The sequence below is a fragment of the Clostridium sp. KNHs205 genome (assembly GCF_000702945.1).
Taxonomy (GTDB): Bacteria; Bacillota; Clostridia; order Lachnospirales; family Lachnospiraceae; genus Anaerocolumna.
In genome coordinates, this window is record NZ_JNLE01000003.1 from 1776203 (window position 1) to 1796841 (window position 20639).

General features: G+C 41.1%; 14 protein-coding genes. 8 read left to right on the plus strand and 6 right to left on the minus strand.

The window, feature by feature from the left end; translation table 11 throughout:
- Positions 1-341 precede the first annotated feature (341 nt).
- From BR73_RS0107555 to BR73_RS0107570, 4 genes are all read left to right on the plus strand, one after another.
- Positions 342-1667, plus strand: a complete 1326-nt coding sequence (locus BR73_RS0107555) for a sugar ABC transporter substrate-binding protein (RefSeq protein WP_033165042.1) — start codon at positions 342-344, stop codon at positions 1665-1667.
- Positions 1668-1779: 112 nt separating this feature from the next.
- A complete protein-coding gene (locus tag BR73_RS0107560; RefSeq protein WP_156034813.1) occupies positions 1780-2694 on the plus strand; it encodes a sugar ABC transporter permease in 915 nt (304 codons plus the stop codon).
- A 35-nt stretch (positions 2695-2729) separates the two neighbouring features.
- Entirely contained in the window at positions 2730-3560 is an 831-nt protein-coding gene (locus BR73_RS0107565) for a carbohydrate ABC transporter permease (RefSeq protein WP_033165044.1), read from the plus strand.
- Positions 3561-3597: 37 nt separating this feature from the next.
- Complete coding sequence (locus BR73_RS0107570; protein WP_033165045.1) at positions 3598-5793, plus strand: alpha-galactosidase; 2196 nt, start codon at positions 3598-3600, stop codon at positions 5791-5793.
- Positions 5794-5940: 147 nt separating this feature from the next.
- Here the strand turns inward: BR73_RS0107570 and BR73_RS0107575 are convergent, their stop codons facing one another.
- Positions 5941-6840 carry an AraC family transcriptional regulator gene (locus BR73_RS0107575; protein ID WP_033165046.1) on the minus strand — a complete coding sequence of 300 codons (900 nt, stop codon included), beginning with the start codon at positions 6838-6840 and terminating at the stop codon, positions 5941-5943.
- 426 nt (positions 6841-7266) lie between these two features.
- On the opposite strand from BR73_RS0107575, the gene BR73_RS0107580 reads away from it, so the two are divergent.
- From BR73_RS0107580 to BR73_RS0107590, 3 genes are all read left to right on the plus strand, one after another.
- Complete coding sequence (locus BR73_RS0107580) at positions 7267-8994, plus strand: RICIN domain-containing protein (protein ID WP_081848568.1); 1728 nt, start codon at positions 7267-7269, stop codon at positions 8992-8994.
- Between the two features lie 148 nt (positions 8995-9142).
- On the plus strand, positions 9143-10816 hold the full coding sequence (locus BR73_RS0107585; protein WP_033165047.1) for a carbohydrate-binding protein: 1674 nt from the start codon (positions 9143-9145) through the stop codon (positions 10814-10816).
- A 155-nt stretch (positions 10817-10971) separates the two neighbouring features.
- Positions 10972-12282 carry a glycoside hydrolase family 27 protein gene (locus tag BR73_RS0107590; RefSeq protein ID WP_033165048.1) on the plus strand — a complete coding sequence of 437 codons (1311 nt, stop codon included), beginning with the start codon at positions 10972-10974 and terminating at the stop codon, positions 12280-12282.
- 256 nt (positions 12283-12538) lie between these two features.
- Here BR73_RS0107590 and BR73_RS0107595 read toward each other — a convergent pair whose 3' ends face one another.
- The 5 genes from BR73_RS0107595 to BR73_RS0107615 form a co-directional block, all read right to left on the minus strand.
- Positions 12539-13282, minus strand: coding sequence for an ABC transporter permease (locus BR73_RS0107595; protein WP_033165049.1), 744 nt, complete (start codon positions 13280-13282; stop codon positions 12539-12541).
- A complete protein-coding gene (locus BR73_RS0107600) occupies positions 13269-14000 on the minus strand; it encodes an ABC transporter ATP-binding protein (protein WP_033165050.1) in 732 nt (243 codons plus the stop codon). Before BR73_RS0107600 ends, BR73_RS0107595 begins: the two co-directional genes overlap by 14 nt.
- Before the next feature lie 59 nt (positions 14001-14059).
- Entirely contained in the window at positions 14060-14821 is a 762-nt protein-coding gene (locus tag BR73_RS0107605; RefSeq protein WP_033165051.1) for a MerR family transcriptional regulator, read from the minus strand.
- A gap of 282 nt (positions 14822-15103) precedes the next feature.
- On the minus strand, positions 15104-16408 hold the full coding sequence (locus BR73_RS0107610; RefSeq protein ID WP_033165052.1) for a LysM peptidoglycan-binding domain-containing protein: 1305 nt from the start codon (positions 16406-16408) through the stop codon (positions 15104-15106).
- An 82-nt stretch (positions 16409-16490) separates the two neighbouring features.
- Positions 16491-17378 carry an AraC family transcriptional regulator gene (locus tag BR73_RS0107615; protein ID WP_033165053.1) on the minus strand — a complete coding sequence of 296 codons (888 nt, stop codon included), beginning with the start codon at positions 17376-17378 and terminating at the stop codon, positions 16491-16493.
- A gap of 584 nt (positions 17379-17962) precedes the next feature.
- Between BR73_RS0107615 and BR73_RS27225 the strand changes: the two genes are divergently transcribed.
- Positions 17963-20620, plus strand: a complete 2658-nt coding sequence (locus BR73_RS27225) for an ABC transporter ATP-binding protein (protein WP_051685039.1) — start codon at positions 17963-17965, stop codon at positions 20618-20620.
- Positions 20621-20639 lie beyond the last annotated feature (19 nt).

Consider the following 20639-nt stretch of genomic DNA (forward strand, 5'->3'; position numbering starts at 1 on the left):
ACTTTGCACTATATATTAGCTTTCATTCATCGATTTCGTTTCAAACTCACAATACCGTATTGAATCTGAAAAACTGGTTCATTTTCAAAGATGTGAGCTTTTGGAGGAAATTCCTGGGTTTATTTGGACGGATAATGGAAACACCAATCCAGCATCAGGTGAAAGTATGGAGGGACAAATTTCCGATGGAACCAGGCTTCAGGTATTCGTGATTATAGACAAAGAACTCCCTGGATTGCACATTTAAACATAAATATATTACAAATTTCCATTTATGACATTTTGTATTCATGATAAGATGAAGCTAGTTCCAGAAGAACGAACCAGAGGAGGAAGATTAGATGAAAAAGAAAGCTTTTAGTATTTTTTTGAGTATCTTATTGGTAATGTCATTAATGGCAGGATGCGGCAAAAACTTAAATTCAAAAGAAACCGTCAACCCGGATCCAACGGAAGATGCGAAAGCATCAGAAACACCTGCAGCCACGGAAGCTGCCAAAGGGGTAACAATCAGTTATGCGGTATGGGATTCCAATCAGGCTAAATTAATTCAGCAGCTGGCGGATGCCTTTGAAACAGAAACAGGAATTCATGTAGATATCCAGGTTAATGGCTGGTCTGATTACTGGACTGCCTTGGAAGCAGCAGCAACAGGCGGGTCTTTGCCCGACACCTTCTGGATGCATTCAAATAATATTTACTATTATGCCTCCAACGGTCAGCTGCTGGATCTGACAGAGGATATCAACAGCAGCAGCGATATTAAATTAGAAAACTATCCAGCTGGACTGAATCAGATATATAATCTGGAGGGCAGGCAGTATGCCATCCCCAAGGATTACGATACCATCGGACTCTGGTACAACAAGACCATGTTTGATGCAGCCGGTGTGGCTTATCCTAATGGGGACTGGACCTGGGAGGACCTTAAGGCGGCAGCGGAGAAGCTTACCAAGAAGGATGGTTCTCAGTACGGTATCCTTGCACCTCTTCACAATCAGGAGGGTTACTATAACTTCGTATACCAGAATGGAGGTACCATCGTTACTGCAGATAAGAAGTCCGGTTATGATGATCCAAAGACAATAGATGCAATCAAATATTATTTTGACTTTGTAAGAAATGGACTCTCACCGGTAATTACAGGAGATGCCGAAAGGGCAGAAGCTTTCCAGAACGGCCTGACAGCAATGGCGTTCTTTGGCTCCTGGAATCTTTCCGGCTTTGCAGCCAATGAATACATAGCAAAAAACTGTGATGTTGCCGTACTTCCAAAATCCAATAGCGGCGGTCAGGCTTCCATCTTTAACGGATTAGGCAACTGTATCGCAGCAACCACTGAGCATCCAGAGGAAGCCTGGAAATGGATCGAGTATTTAAGTAACGAAGCAGGGCAAAAGAAACAGGCAGAACTGGGAATTGCAATCTCTGCCTATAACGGAACTGCAGAAGCCTGGACCAAGGCATATCCCGGGTTTAATGTACAGTCATATTTAGACATGGTGACTTACGCCCAAATCAGGCCCTATACGAATCAAACCAGCCTATGGGAGGATAAGGCCTACGAACTTTTAACAAATGTTTATGCAAATGGGGGAGATGTGGAGGCTGCCTGTAAGGAAGTTGCAGCTATGATGAACAATGCCATAGATCATGAGCAGAAATAGCAATAAACGAAATTATAAGTCCGGCGGCCCTGGATGGCTGCCGGATTTACAGTAAGGCGGCAGGAAGAGATACCTGTGCATTCATCGAAGGAGGCTGATAATAATGGCAGTAATGAAAGATCCCGCCGGAAAAAGGAAAATCCCGCGAAATGTCCTGAATGAATGGAAGTGGGCATATATCATGGTTGCACCTACGATAATCGGTTTATTCATTTTAAATATTATTCCAATCTTACAGACTGTGTATTTGAGTTTTTTTAAAAGCGGAGCCTTTGGAAAAGGAAATATATTTATTGGATTTCAGAATTATAGAGACATGTTTTCTGATATACAGACCTGGTATGCTGTACGTAATACACTTGCCTATACCTGTTTGGTGGTACCATTTACAATCGCAATCGCATTGTTGGCTGCGGTCGTACTGAATATGAAAATAAGAGGGAAGGGTATTTACAGAACCATATACTTTGTACCGATGGTAGCTGCACCAGCCGCAGTGACAATGGTGTGGAGATGGTTATACAATTATCAGTTCGGGTTTCTTAATCATATACTTTATAACCTGGGACTTGGAAAGGTAAAATGGACGGAAGGGCCGGAAATAGCATTGATTTCAATCGCTGTCATCGGTATCTGGAGTACCATTGGCTATTGCATGGTTATCCTGTTGGCAGGGCTTCAGGAGATACCGGGAGATTTCTATGAAGCAAGTGATATTGATGGGGCATCGAACGTTAATCAGTTCCTGCATATTACACTTCCTTTAGTATCGCCAACCTTATTCTTTGTGGCAGTTACCAGTGTAATATCCTCAATGCAGGTATTTGATGTGATCTTTATGATGATAGATGTTGCAAATCCTGCCTATAACCGTACCGTTTCACTGGTTTATTTATTTTATAATAATTCCTTTAAATACAGTAATAAGGGTTATGGCTCGGCAATTGTTGTACTGCTGCTGGTTATTATCATGATTATTACTGTGCTGCAGATGAAAGCACAGAAGAAGTGGGTCAGCTATATGTAAGACAGAAGTCTTTTTGGTGACGGAATGGAGTGGTTATGAAAATAAAAAATATAAAATCAGGTGTCATACTGCATATCTTATTGACAGCAGGTGCTATTATAATGCTATTTCCTTTTCTATGGATGGTTCTGACCTCCTTAAAGTCCGTAACGGAGTCTACTTCCATGAATCCCTACGTGTATTTTCCAAAAGTGCCTCAATGGGACAACTATAAGGCTGTATGGATGAATAATAATTTTCTCCGTCTGTACTTTAACACCTTTACAATGATGCTGCTCCGTGTCCTTTGTGCGGTATTTTTTTCTGCTATGGCAGCCTACGCCTTTGCAAGGCTTAATTTCCCGGGAAAAAACTTTCTTTTTGGAATTGTGCTCTTTCAGATGATGGTGCCGGTACAGATCTTTGTAATTCCACAGTATTTAATGGTGGATTTCTTAAAGTTGCGTAATACCATATTTGCACTTGTATTTCCGGGGCTTGTTAGTGCCTTTGGAACCTTCCTGCTTCGGCAGTTTTTTCTTGGACTGCCAAAGGAACTGGAGGAGTCTGCAAGACTGGACGGGTGCAATATCTGGAAGACTTTCTGGAAGATTATGCTTCCTTTGACCAAATCAGGCCTGGTTGCCCTTGCAATCTTCACCGCCCTTTTTGCCTTTAAGGATTTAATGTGGCCTTTAATCGTAAATAATCAGGAGAATTCAGCCACTTTATCTTCAGCGCTTTCAAAGATACAGAGTGCTTATTCTGTTAAATATCCTGAATTGATGGCATCCTCGGTACTGGCTATCTGGCCTATGATGCTGCTCTACATCATATTCCAAAGGCAGTTTATTGAAGGGATTGCGACCAGCGGCGGCAAACTTTAAGAAGTGCACCAACTATCCAAATCAGGAGGAAAAACATTTGGCCATTACATATTACGAACAGGATAAGCGATTTATATTATACACGGAGAATACCTCCTATCATATAAAGGTCGGACCCTATGATACCCTGCTCCACCTGTATTACGGAAAAAAGGTAGACGGGAATCTGGATTATCTGATAAGGAGGATGGACAGAAGCCATTGCGGCAATCCCAATGAAGCTGAAAGAGACAGAACTTTTTCACTGGACACCCAGCTGCAGGAATATTCTGCCTTTGGAATGGGAGATTACAGAATCTCCTGTCTGGAGGTTCTGAATGAGGATGGAAGCTGTGCCGTTGACCTTCGATATAAAGCCCACAGCATAAGAAAAGGAAAATATCATCTTCCGGGGCTTCCGGCGGTTTATGAGACGGAGGAGATTACGGCGCATACCCTTGTCATAACCTGCGAGGATGAGGTATCAAAGCTTGAGGTTGAGTTATATTATGGAGTAATAGAGGAGTACGATGTTATTACCCGTGCGGTTAAAATACGAAACAAAGGCAGAGACTGTATAAAGCTTACAAAAGCCTTATCGACCTGCTTAGAGTTTCCCAATAACCACTTCGATCTTATTCACTTTTATGGAAAACACTCCCAGGAGAGAGAATTTGAGCGGACACCGGTTGGTCATGCCAAGCTGTCGGTGGAGAGTATGCGGGGGTTGAGCAGCCATCAGCATAATCCCTTTGTCATACTGGCAGACAGGTCAGCAACGGAGACAAACGGTGAATGCTATGGCATATCCTTTTTATACAGCGGGAATTTCCAGGCACAGGTGGAAGTTGACCAGATTGGGCAGACCCGTTTTGCAATGGGAATACATCCTGTTTTTTTTCGGTATGAGATAGGGCCAGGTGAGGAATTTGTTACACCTGAGGCAGCGATGAGTTATTCCTTTGAGGGGCTGCAGAAGGTGTCCCATAACTTTCATAAACTCATTCGCAATAATATCTGCAGGGGCAGCTTTAAGAATAAAAGAAGACCTATACTGATTAATAACTGGGAGGCTACCTATTTTGATTTTAATACCGAGAAACTGGTGCGAATTGCAGAGGAAGCAGCAGAGCTTGGGATTGAGATGCTGGTTATGGATGACGGCTGGTTTGGTAATCGAAAGGATGACTATTCGGGACTGGGAGACTGGAAGGTTAATACAGAGAAGCTTGGAACCTCCTTAAAGGAACTTGCAGACAGAGTGAATGCTACCGGTTTAAAATTTGGAATCTGGTTCGAACCGGAAATGGTAAATGAAGACAGTGACCTGTTCAGACAGCATCCGGACTGGTGCCTGCAGATACCGGGAAGACCAAAAACCAGGTGCAGATACCAGCTGGTACTTGATTTAACAAGGCAGGATGTCAGGGATTATATTTATGATTCCATCGCTGCTGTCATAGACAGTGCGAAGGTTGAATATATCAAGTGGGATTTTAACAGAAGCATCGCGGAAGCCTGGTCTGCACTGAAAGGTAAAGAACACCAGGGACAGGTATTCCATGATTATATATTGGGACTGTACAAAGTCTTGGAACGGCTGACTGGAGATTATAAAGAGGTTTTATTTGAGGGGTGTTCCAGTGGAGGAGGACGCTTTGATACGGGCATGCTTTACTATATGCCTCAGATTTGGTGTTCCGATAATACAGATGCTTATGACAGACTTAAGATCCAGTACGGCACTTCCTTTGGATACCCTATCAGTGCAGTGGGAAGCCATGTATCTGCCGTTCCCAATCATCAGACAGGCAGAGCCACTCCTTTTCGTACCAGAGGTATTGTGGCTATGGCAGGTACTTTTGGTTATGAACTGGATGTAAACCTATTGTCTCTGGAAGAGAAGAGTGATATCAGGGAACAGGTAGAAATATACAAACAGAATTATGAGTTAATACAGGCGGGTGAATACTACCGCCTGTCCAGCCCTTATGAAAACAACGAATTTACATCCTGGCAGTTCGTTTCTGACGATAGAACCAGGAGTCTTCTCAGTGTTGTTTTCCACCAAAGCCATGGCAATCCCAATTTTTATACGGTTTTGCTTCGGGGGCTGAAAGAAATGGCACTCTATCGAATTAGCGGAAGAGATAAACTGTACAGCGGTGCAGCACTTATGAATGCCGGGTTCGATTTACCTAATCCCTGGGGAGACTATCAAGCCTTTCAGTATGAAATTAAGGAAGAAATCTAATACATGCTGATCAAAGGGAATTAGATTTATTAGCAACAAGAAAGACTAATTTAAGAACACGAAAGCGTTGACAGCAGAGGTGCTGTAAAGATTGGCAGGCCGGAGAAATCATGAGTTTCCTCCGGTCTGTCAGTCTATACAGCACCTCTATAACCTGTTCTGTGTGTCCTTATCTGAAATATCAAGACTTTCGGTTGTACTGCGGTATTTCTTCGGATTGATTCCATAAATCTTCTTAAAAGCCTTGGAGAAGTTCAAGGCATCATCATATCCAACCTTATAGGCAATCTCTCCCACCGGCAGCATCGTATTTTTTAGAAGAATGCTTGCCTGATTCATACGGTAATTCAAAATATATTCCTGAGGGGACATATTCAGGACACTCTTAAAGCAATTAGTCAGATAGGAACGGTTAATACCGATATAATCTGCTATACTTTGTACTTTTAAATTACCGGAGAAATTGTGCTCTATGTATTCCAGAGTATGTTCAACATACACTTGATAGGAATAATCATGAACCTCTTCTGCGTTCTCAAGGCTCTGCTGGCTTTGAATCAGATATGAAATAAACTGATAGAGATAACCCTCTCTTGCAAAATCATTGGAAAAGGTCAGCTGACTGGAAGCAAGCATACCGTTAACACAGGTAACGAAAGGCTCGGTATTTTTGATGGGTACTATCAGATTATCTTTCGAAAAGTGGGCGTGCTTTAAAGCTGCCTCTGCTTTGATTCCGTTAAAACCTACCCATACATAAGTCCAGGGGTCATCTATACTGGCCTCGTAATAGGTAGTGGCACCGGGGAGGATTAGAAAAGCGGTGTCAGGACCGATTTCATAGGTTTTGCTGCCGACGGTATAATAACCTCTGCCATTTAATACGATGTGGATTAAATACTCCTTTCTTATTTCAGGGCCGTAAGCATGCCCGGCACAGCATATCTGTGAGCCGCAATAGCATAGATACAAATCCATGGATGCTTTTTTCAGATATTCCAGACATTTATAACGGGCTGAATCCGTATATTTTACATTTGTTGGCATTTATAGAAGACCCTTTCTTTAACCCATAAGAGGTGTGTGGTTTTGATACGTTAATGGTAGCAAATATGAAATAATTTGTCCATACGAATTTCTAATTACAATTTTGTGCAAAGTGCATAAAAAAAGTTTCGACAACACATTTAAACATATAAATATTACAATAAACCATACCGGAAAATGAAGGATGGTGTTATGCTTATAACAGTGAAATATACGCTTTGGTAAGGAGTACGGAGGTTTATCAGGAAAACCTGAAGGAGGCTGATCAGGAAAACGGAAGTAAAAAGCTGGGGGAATGAAATGAGTTTACTCTTTTATAGAAATATGGAAGGAAAGGAGGAAGTAATTGAGGGATAAAAAGAGTGTAAACAAGAATTTCAGAAGGTAAAACAAAGAGAAGGTAAAAAAATTTGAGGAGGTAGATCTATGAATAAGGTAAAAAAGATATTGGCTTTTACACTTAGCATTCTGCTGTTACTTACCATGATTCCGGAGATTCCGGTATTAGCCGCTTATTCAATGACAGTAGATTGCGCAAATGTATTAAGGGGTGTGACACACTGTGCAAATGGTTCTCTTTATGGGGTTACGGAGAGCATACCGGCAGATGTTAACGGGCTTATAGCACCGTTAAGCCCTTATGTACTGAGGAATCCCGCCAGAGGAAGTGCAGGAAACCAGCATGCTTTTGGGGATGCTATTCTTGTTTCTGCTAAATTAGCTTCGGTGCCAGGTGCGAAGGTATCCATTGATCTGGCAGATATGCTGCCGGGATGGCCGTATAAATGGCCCGGTATGACGAGCTGGCTGAATCAGGTAAAATCTTTTATAGCTGATAAGAAAGCCTCCGGACGCGATAATTTCTATGGATATGAGATTTGGAACGAACCGGATGGTACCTGGAATTCTGCCAACGGAACCTTTCATGACATGTGGAAGCAGACCTATGATGTTATACGGGCCAATGATCCCGGAGCGAAAATAATTGGTCCCTGTGACAGCTTTTACAGTCGTACCAGATTGAGCAGTTTTTTAAGCTTTTGTAAGAGCAATAATTGTATGCCTGATATTATGAGCTGGCATGAGCTTGGAGGCGGTGCAGAAGCGGTATCACCCCATTTAAGGGATTACAGAGCGTTGGAAGCTTCCCTTGGAATCAGTGCACTGCCCATTAGTATCAATGAATACTGTGACCCGGATCATAGTCTGGAAGGGCAGCCCGGATCCTCGGCACGTTATATTGCAAAATTTGAACGATATAAAGTAGAGAGCGCTTGTATTTCCTGGTGGTTCGTTCCTTCTCCCGGAAGGCTGGGCAGTCTTCTTGCAACCAATACACAAAAAGGAGCCGGTTGGTATTTCTATAAATGGTATGGTGATATGAGCGGAAATATGGTATCTGTTACACCGCCTAACGACGACAGTAATCTGGTAGACGGAGCAGCCTGCGTAGATTCCAGCGCCAGGTATATCAGCTTTATTTTTGGCGGACCAAATGACGGAACTATAAATACAACCATTAAGAATATCCCAGCCTTTATAGGTTCTACGGCGTCCGTTAAGATTGAAAAGATTGACTGGGTAAGTAAGGATACCGTATCAAACGGTACTACTACCATATCTAATTCCAATTATTCCGTGGTAAATGGACAGATATCAGTAAGCTTGTCAGGCTGTAACAACAGCTCGGGATACCGGATATATATAACGCCGGGAAGCGGAGGTATTCTATCGGGAGGAACCTATAAACTGATTAACCGTAACAGCGGCAAGGCACTGGATGTGAAGGAAAGTTCGACAGCCAACGGAGCAGATGTTATCCAATGGAGTGCAGGCAGCGGAAATAATCAGAAATGGGTAATCACGAATATGGGTAACGGCTATAAGCTTATAAATGTCAACAGCCAAAAAGCGCTGGATGTTTATAACAACTCTACTGCGGAAGGTGCGGATGTAATCCAATGGACAGATAGCGGGCAGAACAACCAGAGATGGAACCTGATTGATTTGGGAAATGGTTACTATAATGTAGTAAATGTAAACAGCGGTAAGCTGTTGGATGTAGACAGGGGGTCCCTGGCAGACGGAGGAAATGTATTACAATGGAGCAATAACGGGGGTTATAATCAGCAATGGCAGATTATTGCTCCTTGATAGAAGTAGTGTATTTGACTGTATAACTGTTACAGCTCAGTAGCTTAACACGGGGAGTGAGTTGAAAGACTCAATTGTGTAAGTGTAAAGTGGCAGGGAATCTGAAAGCCCGAAACAGGGAGAATAAAATTAATAAGGAGATGGGAAAATGAAGTTACCTATTAAAAAAATAATAAGTGGGATACTAATCGGTATAATGTTACTGTCATTGCTAATTACGGTACCGGAACCGACGAATGTATTGGCGGCAAGTGATGTAACAATTAATTTAGCCTCAGAAAAACAACTGATCCGGGGGTTTGGAGGAATCAACCATCCTGCCTGGATTGGAGATTTAACTGCTTCTCAAAGAGAAACTGCCTTTGGAAATGGAGATAACCAGCTGGGCTTTACTGTTTTGAGAATCTATGTAGATGAAAATAAGAATAATTGGTCCAGAGAATTAGCAACAGCAAAGAAAGCTATCGAAAAAGGAGCAATCATATTTGCTTCACCCTGGAATCCACCCAGTGATATGGTTGAGACCTTCACACGTAATGGTGTTGCCGGGCAAAAACGGCTCCGATATGATAAGTATGCTGCATATGCACAGCATCTGAATGATTTTGTTACTTATATGAAGAATAACGGTGTGGAGCTGTATGCCATATCCGTTCAGAATGAGCCCGATTATGCACATACCTGGACCTGGTGGACACCGGATGAAATACTTAACTTCATGAAAAATTATGCCGGAGCAATCAATTGCCGGGTAATAGCACCGGAGTCCTTTTCCTATCTGAAGAATATGTCAGACCCTATTTTAAATGATTCACAGGCACTTGCCAATATGGATATACTGGGTGCTCATTTGTATGGTACACAGGTTAGTAATTTTGCCTATCCTCTGTTCAAGCAAAAGGGAGCAGGTAAAGAGCTTTGGATGACAGAAGTGTATTATCCGAACAGTAATGATAATTCAGCTGATTCCTGGCCTGAGGCATTGGAGGTTTCTTATCATATTCACAATGCCATGGTAGAAGGAGATTTCCAGGCCTATGTCTGGTGGTATATCCGCAGGCAATACGGACCAATGAAAGAGGATGGTACAATCAGCAAACGAGGCTATAATATGGCTCATTTCTCAAAGTTTGTAAGACCCGGATATGTAAGGGTAGATGCAACCAAAAATCCTGATACCAATGTTTTTGTATCGGCCTATAAAGGTGATAATAAAGCTGTTATAGTTGCTATTAACAAGAGCACTTCTTCCGTAAATCAAAAATTTACACTCCAGAACGGAGCTGCAACCACAGTATCCTCCTGGATAACAGACGGAAGCAGAAACCTTTTGGCCGGTTCCGGCTATAATATGTCAGCCGGTTCCTTTACTGCCCAGCTTCCAGCACAGAGTGTTACAACCTTTGTAGTTGATTTAAACGGCAGCAGCAATACCGGAACTACTTATGAAGCGGAAACGGGTACTGCACTTACGAATGCCGTAACGGAAACTGTGAACTCAGGCTATACCGGAGCCGGTTATGTGAACTTTACTGCCAATAGCGATGCTTCCGTACAGTGGAGTAATATCTACTGCGCAACCTCGGGAACAAAGAATATCAAGTTTCGTTACGCACTAGCGTCCGGTACAAGGAACCTGGACATCTATGTGAACGGACAGAAGGTAATAAGCAATGCCGATTTTTCCGCAACCGGAAGCTGGACCTCCTGGGGAGAGAAAACCATACAGGCTGCTATGAATAGTGGAACCAATATCTTAAAAGTGGTTACAACAGGAACAGAAGGACCCAATATTGATAATATAAATGTTACTGCCCAGTAACCATCAATAGTAAAAGCATCGTAGGAATCACTGTAATTTACATCAAATAATTACCTATACATATCAGATAAACACTCTTGTTGCTGTTGTATCGTTGTTTTATAATATAAATATATTTATTATAACATATCAAATATTTTCTATAGGAGGCAACGATGAACAAGAATCAATTTGCCGTAACTCCACCTATGGGGTGGAACAGTTATGATTATTACGATACAACAGTGAACGAAGAGCAGATAAAAGCCAATGCGGATTATATGGCAGCTAACCTGAAGAAATATGGCTGGGAATATATTGTGGTAGATATCCAGTGGTATGCATACGATGCCGGTTCTCAGAGAGACCGCCATCAGTATATCCCCTTTTGGAAAGTGGAGATGGACGAGTATTCCAGATTGCTGCCCTGTCCAGACCGGTTTCCCTCCTCCAGAGACGGACAGGGATTTAAGCCTTTAGCCGATTATATTCATAGCCTTGGTTTAAAATTTGGTATTCATATTATGAGAGGTATTCCAAGAGCAGCCGCCCATAACCACACTAAGATTCTTGGTACTGAGCTTACTGCAAATGAAATAGCAGACCCATCCTCCATCTGCTTCTGGAACCCGGATATGTATGGAGTGGTTACAAACCGGGAAGGCGGACAGGAATATTATAATTCCCTTTTTGAACTATATGCAGAGTGGGGAGTAGACTTTATAAAATGTGATGACATTGCACGCTATGATATGCCTTCTGCCAAAAAAGAAATTGAAATGCTCCATAATGCGATAGAGCATTGTAACAGACCTATGGTACTGAGCCTGTCTCCCGGACCAGCATTGATTGATCAGGCCTGGTATTATGAAAAGTATGCCAATATGTGGCGTATTACCGATGATTTCTGGGATAACTGGCCCCTTCTTGCCAATATGTTCGAGCGATGTGAATTGTGGCAGAACCACGTTTCGGAAGGCTGTTATCCGGATTGTGACATGTTACCACTGGGGTATGTTGGAAAAGGCTTTGGAGGAGAAAGATATACCGGCTTTACAAAGGATGAGCAAATTACCATGATGACTTTATGGTGCATCTTCCGTTCACCGTTGATGCTGGGAGCAGAGCTTACAAAACTGGATGATTGGACCATAAGCCTTCTTACCAATGAAAAAGTATTGGGACTGCTGACAGAGTCAGCCGGAGCAAGGCAGATTTCCAGAAACAAAGAACAGGCTGTATGGCTTTCAAAAGATATCTCAGAAGAAGCTTGGTATCTTGCACTTTTCAATCTCAGTGATGAAGAAAAAAGCATTAAGGTAACCAAAGAAGATCTGCCCCAGTTCGCCTTACAGGGAATAAGACTTGAGGAACTTTGGAGCCAGGAGCTTATTGAGAATGCAGGAGCCAGCTTTGAGAGTAAGGTGGCACCTCACGGAGCAAAACTCTATAAAATAAGACCCACTAAAAGGATTAACCTTAGTTAGTCCTTAGTAAAACAGTATTTGAACAAAGTATGGCGTAGCGTAAAAGCTACGCCATTTCTTCATATACCAGGTTATTTAGTTTCGGCAGAATCCCCATTAAATCATAGATGATGTGAATATTCTGCCTGCGCAACCTGATTGCGCTTCAAGGTGGTTTTTTCAATCAGAGGTATGCCTGGCGTTCATTTTCTCACGAAAATAAATCTTAAACTATCGGCCGATATAGTAGAAAGTTACTATCAAATAAAGTGGAAGTCTATTCCCACTTGAAAAAATGGAGAGAAACAATAGTACATATTACTGCAATTACAATCATGACAACCACGGGAATAAAAACACTATCTATTGGCAGACCAAGGGAAGCAGCTTTGAGAAGTTTTACTCCCTGCGTTAACGGCAATATGTCCGCGATTTTTTGAAGTGCAACGGGCATCACTTCGTAAGGCAGAGTAGCTCCCGAAAAAATAAGCATTGGAAAATACAGCAGGCTGGCAGCGGCACTTGCTATTTTAATATTTGGCGCAATTCCTCCCACCAACAGTCCAATGCTGAACATTGACAGCATAACCAGTAAGTATGCTCCCAAGAATTGGAGCCATGAGCCGTATAACTGATAGCCGAAAAATATTGCCCCTGTTGCATAAACAAGGATAAGTGAAATAATCGAATAAAGTGCGTAAATGACAACCTGTACCGCCAAGATAAGCACAGGACTGGTAGGTGTGACTTTGAACCGCTTTAATATTTTTCTGTTTCGATAATCAGATACAACTAAGGGAAGCCCCATCACACCTCCGGCACAGATGGCAATGGTTGATACCGCACCGAAAGACTGTTCCAAAAAGGTATATTCCGCACCAACGAAAGCAGGCCTGTTTCCAAACACCGCTCCCAAGATAATAACGACAATAACAGGCATACAGATAGCAAAAATAAACATGTCCATCCCACGTAGGGATAATCTGATTTCTGCTTTTAGTAAAGTTCTAAATGTTTTCATTCCCTACCTCCTCGTCTGTGTACCAAAGATATGCGTCCTCAAATTTTTCATAAGGACTCATAGCGATTGCTTCTTTTACTGTTCCGCAAAAAACGTTTTCTCCATTTTTCAAAATCATAATTTTATCACAGAGTGCTTCTATCTCGTCCATAAAATGAGAGGTTAATAGAATTGTTATTCCTTTCGCTTTTAATTCAGAAAGGCTTTTCCATACATCTCGTCGTGCCTTAGCGTCCAAGCCGGTGGTTAACTCGTCCAAGAATATAACTTCGGGATTTGGGATTAGTGCCAATACAATAAAAAGTCGCTGTTTCTGACCTCCCGAAAGCTCGCTGACCAAGCTTTTCAGCTTGTCAGAAAGTCCGAATTGTTTTAGAAGAGCGCCATAATCCAGAGAGGTTTTGTAAAGCGAAGCCGTGACCTCACAAAGTTCACCCACCTTGATTTTGTCCTGATAGTTCGCTTCCTGAAATTGAACACCAACTTTCTCAAATAGTTTTTTTCGCTCTTTTTGCGGATTCATTTCCAAAATAGATATGGTTCCGTTATCTTGCTTTTTTGTTCCCAAAACACATTCAATTGTGGTACTCTTACCCGCACCATTTGCGCCCAGCAGGCCAAATACTTCACCACGGCAAACAGAGATATTGATATTCTCCACTGCTTTGATATGACCGTAAGACTTGCATAGATTTTTTACTTCAATTGTTGTTTTCATGCGATTAATTCCCTCCTTTTCTTTGTTTAAAAAGAATAACACCAGAACAAAGTCTGGTGTTAAAGTGTAGGGTTTTCTTGAAATTGTTTTTTCATTTTTTCAAGATGAGAAAGCATACCTTTTGCATTCTGTTCCGCATAGTGTAATGATGTTAGCAGCTTATCACACACAGAAATAATATCATCATTTTCCTTTGGGGTATCAATTACTTGCCGAATGTCAGCTTCGGGGTTTTGAGATAGGGTATTCAGCATACGCAAAATAGACGAAAGAGAGTAATTGGCACAACGTAAAGAGCGTATGATTTTCAACCGTCGGACATCTTCATCAGTATAAACACGATAACCATTTTGTTTTCGCTTTACTGTTAGCAAGCCATTCATTTCCCAATTTCTTAAGATGTCTATTGATATTTGCAGATATTTGGCCGCTTCTTTTCTGATTAAAAACGTAGTGCCTGTTTCCTGATTGCCACCTGATAAAAGCTTTTTGGTAATCGCTATAGCTTCTTCGGCATTTTTTTGTTCATTTCTAATCTGTTTTAGATAGTATTCTGTCAGGCAAATTGCATTGCTAAAATTCCCAAGCGCGGAGGTCTTAATAATATCAATTGCTTGCTTTCTCAGGCCATTTTGCAGAACTTCAACCTTTAATGCAATTCTCACAAGTTTGATCTGCTCCATATGAAAATCGGTAAAGATACGATAACCGTTTTCCTTACGCTCCGGTTTGGGAATTAATTCAAGCTCTTCATAAAGCCGCACGGTATTGGGATGGATTCCAATACTATGTGCAATTTCGGATGTCTTGTAAGTATTCATTTTTTCACCACCATTCTATTCCATCATAATAACACCAAATCAAAGTCTGGTGTTATAGTGGAGAGTTTTAATTGTAACGCATGAAAATGAAAAGTGCAAGCATGTGAAAACTATGAGTTACCCTATAAAGTAACAACAAGCGTATCGTCCATTTGGAACGATACGCTTGTTGTTAGATATCTTACTTGGCAGTGCCCATAAACAGTTTATACTGTCTTATACAGGACTACATTTTAGTGAATCTTCTTTAGAGCTATAAGGCGGGATAATTTGGTGGACAGCTTAATAGTCCTGCAGTATGTCTTTCATTCGTTTAATAATCTGGTATTGAGAATTTATGATAAGCCAAAGCTGATCATAAAAAATCATTATATTCCAGATACCGATTCCCAATAAACCATAACCTGCTATTAAATTCATAAGACCGTTCGTTGTCCTTGCATCTATGAATCGAACGATGTGCTGCAGGGATTCCGTAATGCGGTATTCTTCGTAGAAGAAATAAGGTGTCTGTGAAATCTCATCGTATTGTATTGTTGCACCGGCATCGCTGGCAATGGTTAAGGCAGCATTGATCGTCAGGGAATTTGCCTCTGTCTCTCCCTCCTGATAAGGAAGTTCCCAACTGTAGCCGATAACTGGAAGACCTAAAGAAATCTCACTGGCAGGAATGGTGGTGAGAACATATTCTACAAACTGCTGCAGTGTGCCTATGGAGATTACCGGTATCGGCGGTCCTTTATTCGTTCCCCAGATAAGCCTTAAAAAGGTAATGGAATCACAGTACTGGCTGATATATGAATAATCAATATCTTCCTGATAAAGTCCGCTTTTTTCAATAATGGGATTTATAGTGATTAACAGCAGATAGCCCTCCTGTTTTAAAATTCTATATAATTTTTCAGTAAACCTATCATAGGATTCCTTATTGTCAGCAGTCATATAACTATAGAAGATATTAATACCGTATAGTCCCTTTTCTTTCAGAATTCTAATCATAGCAGCAAAAAAAGTAGTCTGATATTCTTCGTTATTTAGTATTTGATAAGCAATCTCGGGATTCGGTGTACCCTGTGTAGTCAAGGTAGTCAACAGCATCAGAGGAATGGTACCGTATGCTTTTGCAAGTGCAATAATTTCCGAATCGTCATAATAACTGCTGATATTTCCTTCTGCTGTTGCCACATAATTATAAATGGACAAATAAGTGAGAAAAGGCAGGGTTTTCTTCAAAGTATCAAGATTAATATATTGATAGGCAAAACCATTGGTTGTAACTTCACGTCCCACTTCATAACTGATTATAAGAGTTTCTCCCGCATACAGAGTATCACTGTCTGAGAGAAAAGGATTATTTCTAAAGAGCTGCAGTGGAGTGATATTATAAGCAGCAGCAATACTTAATAGAGTTTCACCTTCTGCAACAGTATGAACCATAGAAGGTGTAGCAATCACTATAGTCTGCCCTGGTACCAGAGAAAATGGATTTACCAGTCCGTTGCTTCTTATTAAGCTGGTAATCGTTACGCCGTAAAGGGCAGCAATGGAATCTATTGTTTCTGACGGTTGTACAACATGTATATACACAAGATCCCCAAAATTTTTTATTGTTACATTATATTAGAGAATCCTGGAATTATAATTAATTCAGCAAAATATGATGATTAAATTATTCTTTATCCCTGGCAGTTGCTTTGACACCTGTAAATACCTGGTGCTGGCGTCTGTAATCTTCCGGTGTAATATGAAATACCTTTTTGTATACCTTGGTAAAATAATTTCCATTTGAGAATCCGCATTCTTCCGCAACCTTACTGATTGGCAGCTCACTGTTTATAAGGAGCTGCATGGCATGCTCAAGACGTATTCCCGTAAGGTACTGAATTAAAGTAACTCCTTTCTCTTTATGGAACTGTCTGCTTAAATGGGATAAGGAGACACCGATTTCTCTGCTCATTTCCTCAAGACTCAGAGGTTTCGCATACTGTGTCTGCAGCCAATCCATAGCAGCAGATACATGAGAGTTGGTATTTCTGCCAGAGGGCAATTCAATATTTCTAAGTAATGCAGCAAGAAAACGGTAGAGCCATTCACTGTCTTCGTAGGGTTCAAGCTTTCTTTTGCATTGCAGAGAATGGAATATATCAAAGAACAGGCGTACTGCAGCGCTTTCCATATCCAGAGACATTACCGGTCCAGTTATATCTCTGATTCGTCTGAAGAAGGGTTCAACAGCAGGACCGTAAAAGTGTATAAAGAAATAAGTCCAGTTATCCTCCCTGGTCTTTGCGGGAGGAAGATAATAACTGCCTTCATCAGGGAAGGAGAGAAGAAAAGCTTTGCCCTTTGTGAGCCGATACTGGTTATCACTTGTTTCATAAATGCCGCAGCCTTCTAAGGTATACTGAAACAGATAACCGGGATAATCTCGATTCTTGTTGTTATAGTAATAATTTTCATTCTGCCGCTTTTCCAATCCCAGGTCTTGAATACAAAGGGATTCCGTTCCTATATTTCCTATATGGACAAAGCCGTAAAAACCTGTATCAAATTGCATTGTATATTTTCACCATCCTTTACCAGCAGGTTATATTTACAATACCACTATACTTTGATATTATAATAGTAGCATTCCAATAAAAAGTCAATTCACCGGTAGTTTTGGGATTGAAATTTAGAAGGAATCTTTTTTACATATTTGTAAATTCATTATTCTGTTCCGGCTCTTACGCTGTAGTGTTTTTAAGCATATCCCAGTCGATATTACAAGGATAAGTCAAGTTTATGCAATTGTATTAAACTAGTGGTTGAATCAAATTTTTTGATATACTAATAAAAACAAAACATAAGTTCGAGAAAATGCCTGTTATAAAGCATTCCTACAAAGAAGGAAGTATAAGTCACAAAATAAAAAAGATGTTTTTTGCAAGGGAATTTAATGAGGAAAATTATAACAATATGTCAATTTTATCACATTATAAATCATTGTCAGTGTAAAAGATATGAACTATTATAGTCTAGACCCTAAAACTGGGTAATAAGCTGTGCAAATAAATCATCAAATCAGCTTGAAATTTATATTATTTGTATAATAGATACAAAGTGACAGAGCTTTTCTGATGGAAGCAAAGAGGTGATAGCGTGGAGAGGATAAAAGAATTTCGGAGGGATATCCTTAAATGTCTGAAGGAAAACTCGGTTGAGGAAGAAATCCTTGCATATACCCAGACGGATATGACTTTAACAGGGGAATTTGCCAGAGGTTTTGTAATACTTACAAAGTCAGAATTAGTCTGTATTCTTACAGAACGGACAGAAAAGGAAATATTTCATTTCAAAGGCTCCGGTTTGAAAAGTGAAAGGTTCTTTCGCAGTGAGGATAAATATACACTGGAAAAGCTGCCGCTTAAGGATATTGAAAATCTTCAGGTTCTTCGAAATGTCAGCGGAGGGATTCTCTGTACCGGCAATCAGAAGGAACAGAAAAAGGAAGCATCAAGGAGCGACAAGAGTAAAGCATCAAAGATTACAGAAATAAATGTAGGAATTAACACAGGAAACATAGAAGTAAACACAGGAAACATAGAAGTAAACACAGGAGACATAGAAGCAAACACAGAAAACATAGAAATAAACGCAGGAAACATAGAAGTAAACACAGGAGACATAGAAGTAAACACAGAAAACATAGAAATAAACGCAGAAAACATAGAAATAAACACAGAAAAAGTAGAAAGAAGCACAGAAAACGCAGAAAGAAGCACAGAAAAAAACGCAGGTGGAAACACGGCACAGAATAAACCTGAAATGAACAGGGAGCTTAAAATTGCTGCCTTTACCAATTTAAGAATGGCTGAGGTAATGCATTTCGTTAAGCTTTTTTCTGTGTTTAAGGAAAAGGGTGAACTGTCAGAAGAAGACCTGAAGCTGGAGGCGAAGGAAGAGTACTGTCCGAAATGCGGCAGGATGTATCCTGACAGTGAGAGGAAAATATGTCCCGGCTGCATGGATAAGCATTCAGTGTTTATCCGTTCCCTTGTGTATTTTAAGCCATATATACTTCCAATGATATTTATGATTTTCTGTTATATCATAACCGCCGGACTGAATCTGGTCTGGCCTTATTTAAGCGGAACAATTCTTTATGATAAGGTACTGGCAAGAGACAGCACCTTTCTTCAGTTTCTTGGGCATCCGGCTATGAAATATACAACCGCACTGATACTGGTAGCCCTTGTCATGCTGCTGACTAAGATTACCTTACAGGCAGTGGGAATCCTGCAAGGTGTCCTTACTGCAAAAATCGTACCTCAGGTAGTAAAAGGAATGAAGACCCAGGTATTTGATTCTATGGGAAAGCTGTCGGTGAGTTTTTATAACAGCAGACAAACGGGAAGCCTTATGACACGGGTGCTTAGTGATGCGGAAAGGGTAACAGGCTTTTATATCGACGGGCTTCCCTATCTGTTTGTTAATATTTTGACTTTGATTGCCACAGCGGTTGTTATGTTCTGTCTGAATTGGAAACTGGCCATAACGGCCTTAATCTTTGTTCCGGTTATCTTTACCATAAGCTTTCGTCTGCTTCCAAGGCTCTGGCAGTTCTACGGGAAACGGCACCGGGCGGAAAGAAGTATGAATGCCTGTCTGAACGATAATCTTACCGGTGCAAGGGTGGTTAAGGCCTTTGGGCAACAGCAAAGTGAAATTACAAGGTTTGAGAAGAGTAACGGGAAAGTCCGCAATGCGGAATTGTCCCTGGTCGGGTTTGATAATAAGTTCTTTGCATTATATTGTACTTTTGAAAATATTGCATCCCTGCTGGTATGGGGGCTTGGTTCCTATCTGCTGATTAAGGAACCCAATCTGCATTTTGGTCTGCTGGTAACCTTTGCAGGTTATGTTCAGCAGTTAAATGGACCTCTGGATTTTATGTCCTATGCATTCCGGTGGTTTACGGAAAGTATGAACAGTGCCCAGCGTATGTTTGAGATTATCGATGCGGTGCCTGATATTACGGAAAAGGCAGACCCGGTAGCACTTGTTGATACCAAGGGGGATATCGAACTCAGGAATGTGACTTTTGGTTATGAACCCAATAAGCCTGTTCTCAAAAACATAAATCTAAAAATAGAATCAGGTAAGATGCTGGGAATTGTAGGCAGGTCCGGTGCAGGCAAATCCACACTGGTAAATCTTATCTCGAGGCTGTATGACCCTATAGAAGGGGAAATCTTTCTGGATGGCATTAATATAAAGGATATAGCTTTTAAGGATCTCAGACAGAATGTAGCCATGGTATCACAGGAAACTTACATCTTTATGGGCAGTGTGGCTGAAAATATCGCTTACGGAAATGCTTCCGCTTCCGTAGAAGACATCATTAATGCGGCAGTACTGGCAAGTGCCCATGACTTTATCTGCAAGATGCCGGACGGCTATGATACCATTATCGGCTCTTCGGGAAGAGAGCTTTCAGGCGGGGAAAGACAGAGAATTTCCATAGCAAGAGCGATACTTACCAATCCCAAGATACTAATTCTGGATGAAGCAACCGCCTCTGTGGATACGGAAACGGAGAAAGCCATCCAGGCGTCTATTCAATATCTTGTATTGGGCAGAACCACAATATCCATAGCGCATAGGCTTTCGACTTTAAGGGATGCAGACCATCTGGTGGTTATTGATAACGGAGAGGTAACGGAAGAAGGTACTCATACAGAACTTGTTGCGAAAAAGGGTACCTATTATAAATTAAAGGAGCTGCAGACCAAAGCTCTGGCTTTAAAGGGAGTATAGAAATTAATTCAGGCAGAGG